The 14,703-nt window shown below is 48.3% G+C and carries 16 protein-coding genes; 11 read left to right on the forward strand and 5 right to left on the reverse strand.

The features are described 5' to 3' along the window. Window positions 1-48: 48 nt before the first annotated feature. The 5 genes from cofH (EO92_RS13550) to EO92_RS13570 all read right to left on the reverse strand — a co-directional run bounded on the left by cofH (EO92_RS13550) (window position 49) and on the right by EO92_RS13570 (window position 5,023). The gene (cofH, locus tag EO92_RS13550; RefSeq protein ID WP_048172368.1) at window positions 49-1,203 is read right to left on the reverse strand and encodes a 7,8-didemethyl-8-hydroxy-5-deazariboflavin synthase subunit CofH; all 1,155 of its coding nucleotides are present in this window, start codon (window positions 1,201-1,203) and stop codon (window positions 49-51) included. Window positions 1,204-1,388: 185 nt separating this feature from the next. Then, the gene (cofH, locus tag EO92_RS13555) at window positions 1,389-2,519 is read right to left on the reverse strand and encodes a 5-amino-6-(D-ribitylamino)uracil--L-tyrosine 4-hydroxyphenyl transferase CofH (protein ID WP_048172370.1); all 1,131 of its coding nucleotides are present in this window, start codon (window positions 2,517-2,519) and stop codon (window positions 1,389-1,391) included. Beyond that, on the reverse strand, window positions 2,516-3,547 hold the full coding sequence (gene cofG / locus EO92_RS13560) for a 7,8-didemethyl-8-hydroxy-5-deazariboflavin synthase CofG (RefSeq protein ID WP_048172372.1): 1,032 nt from the start codon (window positions 3,545-3,547) through the stop codon (window positions 2,516-2,518). The genes cofH (EO92_RS13555) and cofG overlap by 4 nt, the downstream gene beginning before the upstream one ends. Window positions 3,548-3,587: 40 nt before the next feature. Beyond that, a complete protein-coding gene (locus tag EO92_RS13565; RefSeq protein WP_048172375.1) occupies window positions 3,588-4,865 on the reverse strand; it encodes an NAD(P)/FAD-dependent oxidoreductase in 1,278 nt (425 codons plus the stop codon). Continuing rightward, window positions 4,862-5,023 carry a 4Fe-4S binding protein gene (locus EO92_RS13570; protein ID WP_048133022.1) on the reverse strand — a complete coding sequence of 54 codons (162 nt, stop codon included), beginning with the start codon at window positions 5,021-5,023 and terminating at the stop codon, window positions 4,862-4,864. The genes EO92_RS13565 and EO92_RS13570 overlap by 4 nt, the downstream gene beginning before the upstream one ends. A 1,317-nt stretch (window positions 5,024-6,340) precedes the next feature. Here EO92_RS13570 and fpoA point away from each other — a divergent pair. The 11 genes from fpoA to fpoM are packed head-to-tail and all read left to right on the forward strand — an operon-like array spanning window position 6,341 to window position 14,701. After that, a complete protein-coding gene (fpoA, locus tag EO92_RS13575) occupies window positions 6,341-6,730 on the forward strand; it encodes a F420H2 dehydrogenase subunit FpoA (protein ID WP_235283336.1) in 390 nt (129 codons plus the stop codon). Next, entirely contained in the window at window positions 6,718-7,269 is a 552-nt protein-coding gene (fpoB, locus tag EO92_RS13580; protein ID WP_048133018.1) for a F(420)H(2) dehydrogenase subunit B, read from the forward strand. The genes fpoA and fpoB overlap by 13 nt, the downstream gene beginning before the upstream one ends. A gap of 30 nt (window positions 7,270-7,299) precedes the next feature. Next, window positions 7,300-7,776, forward strand: a complete 477-nt coding sequence (gene fpoC / locus EO92_RS13585; protein WP_048137242.1) for a F420H2 dehydrogenase subunit FpoC — start codon at window positions 7,300-7,302, stop codon at window positions 7,774-7,776. Between the two features lie 10 nt (window positions 7,777-7,786). After that, a complete protein-coding gene (gene fpoD, locus EO92_RS13590) occupies window positions 7,787-8,911 on the forward strand; it encodes a F420H2 dehydrogenase subunit FpoD (protein ID WP_048133013.1) in 1,125 nt (374 codons plus the stop codon). Window positions 8,912-8,916: 5 nt separating this feature from the next. Next, complete coding sequence (fpoH, locus tag EO92_RS13595; protein WP_048172379.1) at window positions 8,917-9,954, forward strand: F420H2 dehydrogenase subunit FpoH; 1,038 nt, start codon at window positions 8,917-8,919, stop codon at window positions 9,952-9,954. Window positions 9,955-9,958: 4 nt separating this feature from the next. After that, the gene (fpoI, locus tag EO92_RS13600) at window positions 9,959-10,369 is read left to right on the forward strand and encodes a F420H2 dehydrogenase subunit FpoI (protein WP_048172382.1); all 411 of its coding nucleotides are present in this window, start codon (window positions 9,959-9,961) and stop codon (window positions 10,367-10,369) included. Next, window positions 10,366-10,656 carry an NADH-quinone oxidoreductase subunit J gene (locus EO92_RS18835; RefSeq protein ID WP_048172384.1) on the forward strand — a complete coding sequence of 97 codons (291 nt, stop codon included), beginning with the start codon at window positions 10,366-10,368 and terminating at the stop codon, window positions 10,654-10,656. The genes fpoI and EO92_RS18835 overlap by 4 nt, the downstream gene beginning before the upstream one ends. Beyond that, the gene (gene fpoJ / locus EO92_RS18840) at window positions 10,646-10,897 is read left to right on the forward strand and encodes a F420H2 dehydrogenase subunit FpoJ (protein WP_048133001.1); all 252 of its coding nucleotides are present in this window, start codon (window positions 10,646-10,648) and stop codon (window positions 10,895-10,897) included. The genes EO92_RS18835 and fpoJ overlap by 11 nt, the downstream gene beginning before the upstream one ends. Beyond that, window positions 10,894-11,202, forward strand: coding sequence for a F420H2 dehydrogenase subunit FpoK (gene fpoK / locus EO92_RS13615; RefSeq protein WP_048132999.1), 309 nt, complete (start codon window positions 10,894-10,896; stop codon window positions 11,200-11,202). Before fpoJ ends, fpoK begins: the two co-directional genes overlap by 4 nt. Next, the gene (gene fpoL, locus EO92_RS13620) at window positions 11,196-13,214 is read left to right on the forward strand and encodes a F420H2 dehydrogenase subunit FpoL (RefSeq protein ID WP_048172387.1); all 2,019 of its coding nucleotides are present in this window, start codon (window positions 11,196-11,198) and stop codon (window positions 13,212-13,214) included. The genes fpoK and fpoL overlap by 7 nt, the downstream gene beginning before the upstream one ends. Beyond that, window positions 13,214-14,701: a F(420)H(2) dehydrogenase subunit M gene (gene fpoM / locus EO92_RS13625; RefSeq protein WP_048172389.1), complete on the forward strand. Its 1,488-nt coding sequence runs from the start codon at window positions 13,214-13,216 to the stop codon at window positions 14,699-14,701. The genes fpoL and fpoM overlap by 1 nt, the downstream gene beginning before the upstream one ends. Window positions 14,702-14,703 lie beyond the last annotated feature (2 nt).

Below are 14,703 nucleotides of genomic sequence, written 5' to 3' on the forward strand. Positions count from 1 at the left end.
ATTTCCTGATTCTTTTTTTCTGATACTTTTTTCCTGATTCTTTTTTCCTTATTCCCTGCTGCCTATTCCAGCTCTTCCACAATTAGGCAGTACGCCTTCCCGGTAAGGAAACCTGGGTTCTGCTTTCCGGTACAGGGTGTCCCTCTGCATGGGAATTCTTCCGGCACCTTTTATCATCCATTCAAACTCCGCAGGAGACACGTATTCTCCGTAGTTGCCGCCGGATGCTGTCGAGATCTGGTCTTCCATAAGTGTGCCTCCAAGGTCGTTTGCACCGCACTGCAGGGCAAACTGGGCAAGTTTTTTCCCGAGCTTTACCCAGGTGGCCTGGATGTTGTTTATATGGGTGTGCAGGATCACGCGAGAAATGGCAATAAGTTGCAGGTCTTCAAGCCCTGTGCTTGAGAACTTTCCGGATGCGAGCATCTTTTCCCCTACAGGGTTGTTGTAAGGTAAAAAAGACATAGGGATGAGTTCCGAAAACCCGCCGGTTTCCTGCTGGATTTTGCGGATAGTAAAGACATGGTCAAGGCGCTCTTCCAGGGTTTCCACGTGTCCGTACATGATGGTTGAATTGGTGGAAATCCCTGCTCTGTGTGCCGTAGTTACCGTATCGATCCATTGCTGGGTATTGATTTTTCCAGGGCAGATAATTTTCCTCACCCTGTCGGAAAGAATCTCTGCCGAGGTTCCGGTAAGAGAGTCGAGCCCGCTTTTTTTAAGTTTACGCATCGCTTCTTCTACGGACATGCCGGAAATTCCTGCTGCGTAATTTACTTCCATCGGGGACAGGGCGTGGACGCAGATATCAGGGAAACTGGATTTTATGGACTCTATAATTTCCAGGTAGAACTCCATATCAGCTTCCGGGGTGTACCCTCCCTGGATGCAGATCTCCACGGCTCCGGCTGCTCTTGCATCTTCTGTTTTTTTCAGGATTTCTTCCACACTCAGTATATAACCTGTCTCGGTCCTGTAGGCACAGAACCCGCAGTTTCCGATACATTTGTTTGTGATGTAGATATTTCTGTTTACAACATAACTGACAATGTCGCCTACCGCATTGGCTCGAAGTTCATTTGCAAGCTCAAAAAGCTCAAATGGGTTTCCTTCAAGCAGGAGAAGGGCGTCTTCTTTAGTGCATTTTCCCTGATGTGCTCTCTCAATGACAGCCTCAGGGGTTGCCGGTTTTTTCGTGTACATCCCTATCGTTCCTTTCAGATTTCATCTCTTTTAAGCAGGATACCCTTCCTCGACTCCGAAGGAGGTAGGTGGGGAAGGAATGCGTCAACTCCAGCCCTGCTATTTATTTAATTAGTTTTTTTATTATTGTAATGGGAATTAAATAATCGTTCCCCACTACCGAAGTAGGGTAATGGGCATCTGGTTTATTCGGAAGCTCCGCACTTTGACATTCTTCGGGAGTTCCCGGAAGCCAGCTCATGCACTTCCCTGTACAGGGTAGTCCTCTCTTTAGGGACCCTGCCGGCTCCGTGGATCATCCAATCCAGTTCTTCGGGCGTGATCATTTCCCCGTGGCAGGACCCTGCGGATTTGGAGATACTTTCTTCCATAAGGGTTCCGCCAAGGTCGTTGACTCCACAGTGGAGGGCAAACTGGGCAAATTTTTTCCCGAGTTTCACCCAACTTGCCTGGATATTGTCCACGTGCCCGTGAAAGAGAATTCGTGAGACTGCATAGATTTTCAGGTCTTCCAGGCCCGGAGTGGCATATTTGCCTTCCCTGATCATTTTCTCCCCTACAGGGTTGTTGTAAGGCATAAAAGGCAGGGGCACAAATTCGGTAATTCCTCCGGTTTCTTTCTGGATTTCCCTTATGATCAGCATGTGGTCTATCCTTTCCTCCGGGGTTTCCACGTGCCCGTACATCATGGTTGCAGTGGTTGGAATTCCCGCAGCATGCGCCTGCCTGACCACGTCGACCCATTCTCCTGTCTTGATTTTCAAAGGGCAGATTATTTTCCTCACCCTATCAGAGAGGATTTCGGCGGCAGTGCCCGGCATGGTGTCAAGCCCGCTTCTTTTGAGCCTTCTTAAGGCTTCACTTACCGTAACCCCGCTGATGTGGGAGGCATGGTAGACTTCCATTGGCGAAAAAGAGTGAATATGCATTTCCGGAAATTCGGCTTTTATGGCTTCGGCAATCCCCTGGTAAAAGTCGAGGCCCACGTCGGGAAGCAGTCCTCCCTGGATGCAGACTTCAGTGGCATTGGCCTTTTCTGCCTCTCTTACCTTTTCCATAATTTCTTCGATGCTCAGGACCTTGCCATCGTTTGTCCTGAATGCGCAAAATCCGCAGGTCCCCACACAGCGGCTTGTGAAATTTATGTTCCTGTTCACGACGTAAGTTACTGTGTCCCCTACTGCAAGAGAGCGAAGTTCGTCTGCAAACTTGAATAGTTCAAAAGGGGGTGTTTCCAGGAGCAGGAGAGCATCTTCTTTTGTGCTCTTCCCCTGGTATGCGCGTTCTATGAGGTCTTCAGGAATTTTACTGTTCATTTTTCAGACTCCTTCGCGTGCCTTTTTTCGGGCAACTTCCTGTAACCTTCCCCGTCCGAGAGCCTCTCTATAAGCTCTCCGATCCTGTCCGAGTACCACCTTTTTTCCACGTACTGCGGGTAGATGGGGAGGCGTTCTCTGAGCGGGATGGCCCCGAGCTTTTCCTGCAGGTCCTTTACATCCGGCCATTCGGCCTCAGGATTGATCCAGTCAATGGTCAGGGGTGATATCCCTCCCAGGTCCGTTACCCCTTTTACTATCAGGGCTTTTGGATCAATGAGGTTTGGGGCGACCTGTACTGCCACATCGCGCGGCAGGATCTGCCTGGCAAGGGCTACGGTATCCATCATCTCTTCCACTGCAGGTTCAGGGAAGTTTTCCATGAGTGTCCCGGCTTTTGGGGAAAAGTTCTGGATAATGACTTCCTGAATGTGCCCGTACTCCCTGTGCAGACCTGCGATGGCTTCTAGAGACTTTATTCTGTCATCCCTGCTCTCTCCGATCCCTACAAGGAGGCCGGTTGTATAGGGAATGTTGAGCTTCCCGGCTTCCCGGATAGTCTCAAGCCTGCGTTCCGGAACCTTGCCGGGGCAGTCTTTATGGGCTTCCAGAATTGCCGTAGTCTCAAGCATCAGCCCCATGCTCGCATTTAAGGGCTTGAGGACTTCCAGTTCGGAACGTGTCATAATCCCCGCGTTCGTGTGAGGGAGAATCCCTATATCGATTGCGGTTTCACAAAGAAAAACAAGGTATTCCAGGGTTGAAGAATATCCAAGCTCTTCAAGCCATTCCCTGTACCCAGGTACCTCTTCTGCATACTCCCCAAAGGTGAAGAGGGCTTCAGTGCACCCTGCCTTTGCTCCTTTTTCAAGAATCGGGACTACCTCTTCAGGCTTCATCAGCCGGGCGCCGGGTTGTCCGGGTTCCCGCTTAAAGCCGCAGTAGCCGCAGTGGTTCCTGCAGATGTTGGTTACTGGGATGAATACGTTTTTAGAGTAGGTTACGAAAGGAGGGTTTTCCGGTGGAATGGTAAAACACCTGCTGAGTTTTGTTTTTTTTTCTCTGGGTTTAGCCGAGGATTTTTTTCATGGTTGCAGCCACACCGAGGGCTACTCCTTCGACTTCTATGCCTCCTTTTCCTTTGGCTCCGTCCCCTACGACGTAGAGCCCAGGAATCGGGGTCTCATTGCCAGGGTCCGTACCTGAGGCTGCCCTGTTTACGGGCCAGCTGTCATGGTAGGACTGGATAAGAAGAACTTCGTATTTTTTGCCGGGAAACAGTTCTTTGAGGTCCGCAAGTCCCATCTCAATTTCGGAGTCGAGGTTCTTTATGTTCTCAGGGGCCACATACTGATGACACATAGTAAGGTGTTTCCCCGGAGGTGCCAGGTTCGGGTCAGCCTGAGTAACCTCATTGACCCCATTTATACGCCTTGTATAGGGGGTTAGCAGGACTCCGGAGTGCCCGACCAGAGGCTCATCCGCGGCAAGGCAAATCTTTATGCCTGCAGATGGCTGAATGGTCTCAAGCATTTTAAGGTAACCTGCATTCACTTCTCCTGAGAGGGCTTCGCTGCAGAGCAAAGCGGTTGCAGCATGCCCCAGATTACTGATAACAAGGTCAGCTTCATGTTTCTTGCTTTCAGAAATCACCCCTGCAGCTTTTCCTTTTTCAACCAGGATTTTTGAAACTTCCTGCTCGGTATATATTTTCCCACCATTTTCCAGAATCACGGCTTCAAGGGCGTCAATAATTCCTTTACACCCTCCTGCCGGGATGCCTGTACCTCCGAACCGGTACATATTTTCAATTATCTCAAAAATCTCCTCTACAGGGACCTCATTGCTTTTCAGGCTCAGTGCCCAGCCACAGAAAGAGTCGGCAAACCTTACCAGCCATTCGCCCTTAACCTGAGTTTTTATCCAGGCCTCGAGAGTGACTCCTGAAGGGCGATTTTTCCTTGTGCTCACGATCAAAAAAGCAATTTTCAGGCGGTCCTTATGCGAAAGTAGTGATGGAAATTCGATAAAAGAGATGTCCTTGAAGCCTTCTGCATAATTGGGTTTTCCCTGGTTCAGAGGAACGCGTATAGTGGTCTGTTCTGACCGCACTACCCTCACTTCAGCTCCGATCTCCCCGAGAAGCCGGGCAAGTGGGCCCCCTGGTCCGTGCGGAAGCATATGGAAAGCTCCGCTTGAGAGCTGGAACCCTTTATAATTAAGATTGGTAAACCTGCCTCCTGTAATAGGAAGCCTTTCAAAAACTTCAACCTCATGCCCTGCTTTAGAGAGCCTGGCAGCGCTTAAGAGCCCTCCAAGGCCTGCACCGATTACAATCGTTTTCATGCCGGTACCTCGATGGCTTTTACAGGGCAGTAGGGGATGCACATCCCACATTCTACGCAGGCATCGGTAGCTCGTGCTCTTCCCCTTACTTCTATTGCTCCTTTTTTGCAAAAAGAAGCGCACTGGCCGCATCCTACACAATTATCGTTTATCTTCATGCGATCCACCAGCTTTTCTATCGTGAAAAGACTTATTATAATGTGTTGGTATAGCGTTTTGCTCATATTAGTTTCTCAGGGTCAATGGAAAGCGGACTTCCCTGATGATAATGTGCTTGTTGTAATATGTAATCGGTAGCGCACTATGGATTTATCCCTTTCAGAACATAATATGGCTTCAAAGAACGCTGTCAAATGGTCAAGAAGACCCGTTTTCCTCATCAATATTTAGATTATTTTGAGTTCAGGCAGGTACAAGTGTACATATATTACTAAGGGATTGTACTGAAGTATAGCACAAAGGGATGTGAGTAACTGTTGTACTGCCTTTTAATGGATACATCCCCGGGGAATAGTAAACGCACATGACAGTACACCATTGCATATAGCTACTATGACCTTTCTGATATGCCACATGGTATGATAGTTATTGTTTTTTTTCTAACCGCTCTAGTATTTTTTTGATAAGTGTTATATTTTTTTGACGACAATCGAATCTTTTGATCACTCTTTTCTATATGATGCCCTTGATCTGCATATTTGAAGGGAATTGAGTGCCGTCTCTCCCGCACTTAAGCAGGAAATTTTCAGCACTTTCAGTTCCTTATTATTTTTATTTTAAAGGTTGCCTCAAGAGCCTTTTATCCTCGGGATTTATCATTATTATTTATACTATATTCAGAGGGTTTTTAATGGGAACTAAAATAATTAGCTGATATATATAATTCCTTGCCATTTCCGGAGAAAATGTTGTCATTATATTAAATTATTCACAAAATTTTGTGGCGGTTCAAAGATAATAACATATTTATGTTGTATATATAATTTCGTCAGCAGGTCAAGGCTTTTCCTCTGATTTATTTCAACATATGTATATTTTAAAAACAGAGTTTTAATTATTTAGACTTAATATTTATATAATATTAATTATCTAGCAAATAGCTATAAATAACCCCTGATTCATTTGCAGAACTAGCATAGCTACCTGGAATCTTAATTATTAATAATACTACTTTCACGGCAATTGAATCCATGCCACCGGAAGAAGGGTTTCCCCTGACTTTCGGTAATTTATTACCTAAAATAGGGCAAGGAAAAAAATAATTTTTTCAGAGCCCGGCAGTCAGGTGTCTGTATTCAAAGGGCCCTATTCGGAAGAGGGGGTACCCGGATACGGGCATTCCCTACAGGACCTGTATTCGGATCATTATGGTTTTTCTAAATAACCTGGGAATCCGGATATAGTTTTTTTGTCCGCTCATCTTTATAAATATAAAATTATGATCATGCGGAACTGCAGTTTCAGATTGCTGCACTTTGATAGGTGATACAATGTCTGGAATAATTGATAGCTATATACCGGTTGCAATATTTCTTGCCGTGGGACTGGTCATGCCGCCCATGACAATGTTTATCGTAAAGCAACTGAGTCCGAGGAGCAAGGCAGCCAGCAAATACACGACATACGAATCAGGTTCCGTTCCTATAGGAACTGCCAGGATCCAGTTCAATGTCGAGTATTATCTCTATGCAATTGCTTTTGTTCTCTTTGATATTGAGGTCCTTTTCCTTTACCCATGGGCTACAGTCTATAAGGGGCATGGGATTACCTCAATTGCAGTAATTGAGATGTTTGCATTTATCTTCATACTGCTCTTCGGATACGTTTATCTCTGGAAGAAGGAGGCCCTTACATGGGTGAAGTGAAGGAGAAAAAAACGAATTACTCAAAAGAAACTCCGGAAGAAATCCCCGGCGTAATCACAACAACCACCAGTGCAATCCACAAATTCCTTAAGAAAACCAAGGCTCAGGATCTTATCAACTGGGGGCGGAAAAACTCGCTCTGGTTCATGACCCAGCCAATGGGCTGCTGTGGTGTGGAAATGATCGCTACGGGCTGTGCCCACTATGATACTGACCGCTTCGGGATCATTCCCAGGAACTCCCCAAGGCATGCGGATGTCATGATCATCAGTGGTTATGTGACAAAAAAATACCTGCCGGCCCTGAAGAGGCTCTGGGAACAGATGCCTGCTCCTAAATGGGTTCTCTGCATGGGAGACTGTTCGATCAGCGGCGGTCCCTTTTATGAGTCCTACAGCACGGTGCAGAATATCGATGAGCTCTTTCCTATCGATGTCTTCATTCCCGGATGTCCTCCAAGACCCGAAGCCCTGATCCAGGGATTTGTGGAACTGCAGGAAAAGATAACAGCCAAAAAAGACCTGGGAACGGAATACTGAGGAGATTTCAGGCTTATTTGAGGGAATACAATGGATGCCAGAACAATCATAGAATCATTAACCGGCAAATTTCCGGAGGCAATTTCCGAAGCCGGGATCGAATCTCCGATCCGTATCCGGGCATATGTGGATAAGGAAAAAGCAAAAGAAGTCTGCCAGTACCTTAAGGACTCCCTTCAGTTCGACCACCTCTGTTCCGTTTGCGGAGTGGATTACCCTCCGAGGAACGAGCTGGAAGCGGTGTATCATATAGCTTCATATGACCATCCTGTAGTTCTGATGCTGAAAGCGAGGCTGCCCAGGAATACTCCGGAAATCGAGTCTATTGTACCGGTATACTGGAATGCAAACTGGTATGAGAGAGAGACCTACGAACTTTTCGGGATTATGTTTAAAAACCACCCTAATCTGAAGCCTCTTGTGCTCCCCGAAGATATGCTGGGTGAGTGGCCTCTTCGAAAAGACTACGAGGGTTTCCCGAATAAGACCGCAAGAAACCTGGTGTGAGGGGTGAAAAATGGAAGAAATGCTTGAACCAAATGAAATGATCGTACACCTGGGCCCCCAGCATCCCATGCAGCCCGGACCTTTCAGGTTAAACCTGAGGTTGAAAGGGGAAACTGTGATGGATGCTGAAGTGGAACTGGGTTATATTCACAAAGGCATTGAAAAAATCCTGGAGAACAAGACCTACCTTCAGGGAATCACGATAGTTGACAGGATCTGTTACCTTGTAGCCCTGACAAACGAAGAATGTTTTGTGGGCTGCGCCGAAAAGCTGTTAGGAATCGAACCGCCGGAGAGAGCACAGTATATAAGGGTTATTTTAGAAGAACTCTCCAGGCTCCAGAGTCACCTGCTTGGTCTGGGAGAGTTCGGGGAGTTCATCGGCTTCGTGTCCATGTTCATGTATACGATTAAGGAAAGGGAAGAAGTTGTAGGCCTTATTGATATGGTCACCGGGGCAAGGGTCACTCACAGCTACCTTAAATTCGGAGGGGTACGCGACGACCTGCCAGCCGGGTTCAAGGAAAAAGCTCTCCCGATCCTGAACAACCTCAAGAAAGTTATTGAAGATTACGAGGGAATGTTCTACTCGGACAGAATTTACAGGGAAAGGACCATAGGAGTCGGAGTCCTGACTGCAGACGTTGCAAAGAGCTTCGGGGTTTCCGGGCCTGCTCTGCGGGCAACGGGTGTTCCTTTCGATATCCGGAAGAATGAACCCTACCTTGTGTATAAAGACCTCGACTTCAAGGTCTGCACGGAAACTGCAGGCGACTGTTTTGCAAGGGTGCAGGTCAGGCTTAACGAAATGCGGGAAAGTATCTACATCCTTGAACAGTGCCTTGACCAGATCCCCAATGGCCCTCTATTCCCTGAAGGGACCCCTTACGGCAGAAGGACTCCTGTAATGAGAGTTCCTGCAGGTGAGGTGTTCCACAGAGTCGAAGACCCAAGAGGCGAGATGGGCATGTACATGATCTCCGACGGCACAGACAAGCCATACAGGGTAAAAGTCAGAGGACCTTACTTCCCGACCCTTCAGGCTCTGCCTCCATTGATCAAGGGCACAACAGTTGCAGACGTTGCAGCGATTTCAGGCAGTATGGACGGCTGCACCAGTGAAGCGGACAGGTGATTGTAATGATAGAAATCCCTGAATTAATAATTCCCTTTATCCCCTGGATCCGCGGGCTTGTGGGCCTGTCTCTTGTGGGAGCCATCTTCCTTGGAGCAATGGGTGCTGTCTGGATTGAGCGTAAACTCTCAGCCGACATCCAGTTCAGGTACGGGCCTTCAAGAGTAGGTAAGTTCGGGCTCCTGCAGCTGGTGGCTGACGCTATTAAGCTCTTTACGAAAGAAGACCTGAGGCCGAAGAATGCTGACCGCATGCTCTTTGACAACGCCACGATCTTCATGATGAGCTCGGTTTTCCTGATGCTTGTCGCAATCCCGGTAGGTGCAGTCTTCATCAACGGGGTCGAGTACCCTCTGGCTGTAACCGAGATGGATATCAGTATTCTTTATATCGAGGCAATGTCTGCACTTACCATTTTCGGGATCTTCATGATTGCCTATGGTTCTAACAACAAGTATTCCCTTCTCGGAGCTTTCAGGAACTTTGCCCGTATGGTCGGGTATGAAGTGCCCCTTGGGATCACTGTTGTCAGTGTTGGTATAATGACAGGTTCCCTGAACATAGTGGAAATTGCCAGCGCCCAGGGGCTTCTCTGGAATATCTTCCTGCAGCCGCTCGGATTCATTGTTTTCTTTATTGCACTTATGGCTGATATGGGGAGGCTTCCTTTCGACCAGAACGAGTCTGAAGAAGAACTGGTCGCAGGATGGATTACCGAATACAGTGGAATGCGTTTCGGTCTCGGTTTCTTTGCTGAGTATATCCATATGATCCTCGGTTCCTTCCTTGTTGCACTCCTCTTCCTTGGCGGCTGGAACGTGCCGGCTTTTGTCTCAAACAACCCGGTACTTGGCCTTATTGTCCCCACAGGTTTCCTGCTTCTTAAAACCGTGCTTGTGCTGATGACGATCATCGGAATGAGATGGGCTGTCCCAAGGTACAGGATCGATCAGGTAGTAGACCTTAGCTGGAAGAAACTCTTCCCTCTATCCCTTTTGAACCTTGTCTGGGCAGTGGGCCTTGGACTATATCTGGGGGCTTAAGAGTATGGTTCTTAAAAACATCAGATATGCGCTTAAAAACATCCCTAAAGAACGCGTAACCAGGCTGTGCCCGGAAGTGGAAACTCCGCTCTCCGACAGGTTCAGAGGGCTTCAGATCCTCGACAAAAGCAAATGCATTGGCTGTGGAATCTGTGCCAACACCTGCCCTAACAGCGCGATTAAGATCATTAAAGCCCCGGTTACCCCTGGCAGCGGCAAACAGAGGTGGTTCCCTGAAATCGACATAGGCCACTGCCTCTTCTGCGGGCTCTGCATTGACCAGTGCCCCAAAGGTGCTCTTTCCAGCGGGAAAGAATACGCCAAAGGCATGGTGAAATGGACTCATAAAGACCTGCTCATGACTCCTGACAAACTCGCAAGGGAAGTAAATATCGATGAAGGTGATGAAAAATGATCGGAATTGAAACTATCGGAGCAGCTCTGGAAATGGCTGCCTTCGGGCTTCTTGCGGTTGTCACAGTCTTCTTTGCAATCTTTGTTGTTATTGCAAAGGACGTTGTAAGAGCCGGGCTTTCCCTGATCATGTGCATGTTCGGCATTGCAGCGTGTTATATCCTCTTAAACGCTCAGTTCCTGGGAGTTGTCCAGGTGCTGGTCTATATCGGGGCAATCGGAGTGCTGATCCTCTTTGCAGTTATGCTGACAAAGCGCGAACTGGGAGGTGGGTCCGGTGCGAATTAACAGACTCCCGGCTCTTCTCGTAGTCCTGCTCTTTGTTGCTGTTGTTGTTACAGGAGTTTTTGGGACTTCCTGGAATACGGTTTCGGAACTCCCTGAGAATCCGGCTGACCCGAGCAATATCGAGGGCATAGGTATGTTGATCTTTACCCAGTATGTAGTGCCTTTCGAGGTCCTGTCAATTGTCCTGCTCGCATCCCTTATAGGAGCAATCTACATGGCAAAAGGGGAGGGCAACAGATGACTGCTATTCCCTTAACATTTTATTTAGGCCTTGCAGCCCTGCTCTTTTCAATCGGGCTTTATGGCGTAATGACGCATAAAAGCGGTATCAGGATGATCATGTGTATAGAGCTCATGCTGAACTCCGCAAACCTGAACCTTGTGGCTTTTTCAAGCTATACGGACACCCTTAACGGGCAGGTCTTTGCTATATTCTCGATTGCCCTTGCAGCTGCTGAAGCAGCAGTCGGGTTTGCGATTTTCATGGCAATCTACAGAATGCACGAAAAAATTAATCTTGATGAGCTTAACATCCTGAGGTGGTAAAAACGGCTCTGGAAGAATTTGCATTTTTGATCCCCCTGCTTCCGGCACTGGCTTTTGCGATCACCTTCTTCTTTGGCAAGAAAATGCCTTCGGGAGGGGCAATCGTTCCCATCCTTGCCATTGCTGCCTCCTTCGTAATCTCTTTTGCGATTACCCTCGGGCTGCTGGCAAACCCCGAAGAAGTCGTAAGCCAGTCCTATTCCTGGTTTGCAGTGCTCAATCTCGGAGTGTTAATTGACCCCCTGGCTGCAGTCATGCTGTCAATGGTCACCTTCGTGAGCCTGCTGATCCATATCTACGCAGTTAGCTACATGTCCCATGATGCCGGAAAGGCCAGGTATTTTGCAGAAACCGCCCTTTTCACCGCGGCAATGCTTTCCCTGATCCTCTCGGACAACATTGTGCAGCTCTTTGTTTCCTGGGAACTTGTCGGGCTTTGTTCCTATCTCCTGATCGGTTTCTGGTTCGAAAAACCCTCAGCTGCAGCCGCAGCCAAGAAAGCTTTCCTTACAACCAGGATCGGAGACGTAATGTTCCTTACAGGAATAATCGTGCTCACTTCCGATCTTCTTAAGGTTGCAGGCGGGTTCCAGGACGGAGTTTACCTGCTTCGTTTTGATGAAATCTTCAGTTATATCCCCCAGCTTTCGGCTCTGCAGGCAAACATTTTCGGCTTTGAAATAAGCCACCTTACTATTATCACTCTGCTCTTCTTCGGTGGAGCAGTAGGAAAGTCCGGGCAGTTCCCCCTCCATGTGTGGTTGCCTGACGCAATGGAAGGCCCAACAACCGTCTCAGCTCTCATCCATGCAGCAACAATGGTTACTGCCGGTGTTTATCTGGTCGCAAGGACCTTCCCGATGTTTATTGCAGCTCCTGACTCCCTTATGGTAGTCGCTTACTTTGGAGGCTTTACAGCCCTCTTTGCAGGCACAATGGGCATTGTAATGAACGACCTCAAGCGTGTACTTGCGTTCTCAACCATCAGCCAGCTCGGATACATGATGCTGGGTCTTGGTCTCGGTTCGGCAATAGGGCTTGAAGCAGTTGGTATATCCCTTTTCCACCTGATCAACCATGCTTTCTTTAAGGCTCTCCTTTTCCTCTGTGCAGGCAGTGTAATCCATGCAGTCGGCACCCAGGATATGAGGGAACTCGGAGGCGTAGGAAAGGTAATGCCAATTACTGCTGCCACCATGACAATTGCAGCTCTTGCACTGGCAGGTTTCGGTATCCCCGGGACCTCAATAGGGACAAGCGGCTTCATTTCAAAGGATGCAATTATTGAAGCTGCATACCTCTTCGGAGAACACAGCAACAACTGGATCCCGTACATATTCTCAATTGCTGCTGCCTTCCTGACATCCCTCTACATCTTCAGGCTGATCTTCATGACCTTTACAGGGAAGCCGAGAAGCAACTATCACGGGCACGAGTCCCCTGCCATTATGACCATTCCTCTTTCCATTCTGGCACTCTTTGCCCTTGTTTTCGGCGCACTGACCCATACCGGGTTCATGAAGTTCCTTGAAGAGACCTTTGCCAACAGTTTCGTAAACCTTGACATAGGAAGCCTTGCCGGCATAGGCGGAAACGAGCTTGTAGAGGCAGCAGGACACGAGCCTCTCTTTATTCTGTGGCTCCCGTTAATAGTCGCCCTTGCAGGCCTTGCAATTGCTTTCGTGATCTATTACCTCAGAGCAGTGAAACTCGGGCCTCTTGCTTCCATGAAGAACCCGATTTACAAGCTGCTCTACAAGCGTTACTACCAGCACGAAATCTATACCGAGTTTTTCTCAATCGGAATAGTTTACGGCGTTATTGCTTTCCTCACGCAGGTAGTTGATGTGATCGTTGACAGCATTGTGGAAGGAATAGGAATTCTCACGGTTGGTATAGGTGAAGAACTCCGGAAGGTTCAGACAGGGGTTGTCCAGACCTATGCAACCGTCATAATTGCAGGTGTGAGCCTGCTAATAATACTCGTTAAATTGATAATGGAGGTACTCTGATGCTGCCGGTCGCATCGTTGTTGATTCTGGTGCCGCTGATTTTCGCAGTCGTGACCTTTTTCACAAAAACAAAAGACCAGGCTGCAGGATTGGGCTTTGTCGGGTCGCTTGCGACTCTGGGCCTTACCCTTTACGCCTATCTGAACTTTGACAGCAGTACTGCTGCAATGCAGTTCTATGAATCTGTGAAGTGGATTCCCTTCCTCGGGGTCAACTATTCAGTTGGAATTGACGGCATTTCCATGCCTCTTATCCTCCTGAATGCGCTCGTTATCCCGCTTATGATCCTCTATAGCTGGAAAGAAGATCGGGAAGCCCCTAACAGGTTCTACGGGCTGATCCTTACCATGCAGGCCGCAGTCATAGGCGTCTTCGTAGCCCTTGACTTTGTAGTCTTCTATATATTCTGGGAACTTACCCTGGTGCCACTCTTCTTCATTGTAAATATCTGGGGTGGAGAAAAGCGGGCTCATGCGTCCTACAAGTTCTTTATCTACACGCATGTTGCATCTCTAGTGATGCTGCTCGGAATCTTCGGGCTCTTTTACGCAGCCCTGCATCAGACAGGCGTTCCTACATTTGATATAAGAGAACTGATCGCACAGTTCCAGTTCTTCGAACCCGGCCTGATGAAAGATGGAATATTCCTTGCAATCCTCTTCGGGTTCCTGGCAAAGATGCCGACTTTCCCCTTCCACTCGTGGCTTCCGGATGCATATGCCGAGGCTCCCACTGCAGGCAGTGTACTCTTTATCCTGCTCAAAATCGGAGGGTACGGGCTTTTCAGGATTTCACTCCCTATGCTCCCGAACACTGGTAATCCCAAGCTGATGATCATGATGCTGGGCCTGCTCGGTTCTTTCAGCATAGTCTACGGGGCTCTTCTGGCTCTGCGGCAGAAAGACCTCAAGCGCATGATCGCTTACTCCAGTTTGAGCCACATGGGATTTGTTACCCTGGGTTCAGCCGGCCTTGTTACCCTTTCGGTTTCAGGCGCCATGTTCCAGCAGTTTTCCCACGGGCTTATCATGAGCATCCTGTTCATGTCTGCCGGTGCAATCCAGGCCACCACAGGCACAAGGATCATTAACGACCTCGGAGGGCTTGCAAAGAAGATGCCAATGCTCACTGTGGTTATGATGGTCGGGTTTATGGCATCCCTTGGCCTTCCGGGGCTAACAGGCTTTATTGCCGAGTTCCTGGTCCTGACCTTCACTTTCGTGAACCTGCCTGGCTTTGTCTTATTTGCCCTGCTGGCAATAGTGATTACTGCAGGTTACCACCTCTGGGCAATGCAGAGGGCAATGTTCGGAGTGTATAATGAGAAGCTCGGGGATGTCAGGGACATAAATTCCCTGCAGGTCTTTTCAATGGCAGCTCTTGCCCTTCTGGTGCTCTATTTCGGCCTGAACCCGAGCCCGGTGCTTGATATGATGATTAAGAATTCGGAAGCAATAGTCAGCCTTGCGGCTGTCCTGGGGGTGTAAGA

This window comes from Methanosarcina sp. 2.H.A.1B.4 (assembly GCF_000979385.1).
GTDB lineage: Archaea > Halobacteriota > Methanosarcinia > Methanosarcinales > Methanosarcinaceae > Methanosarcina.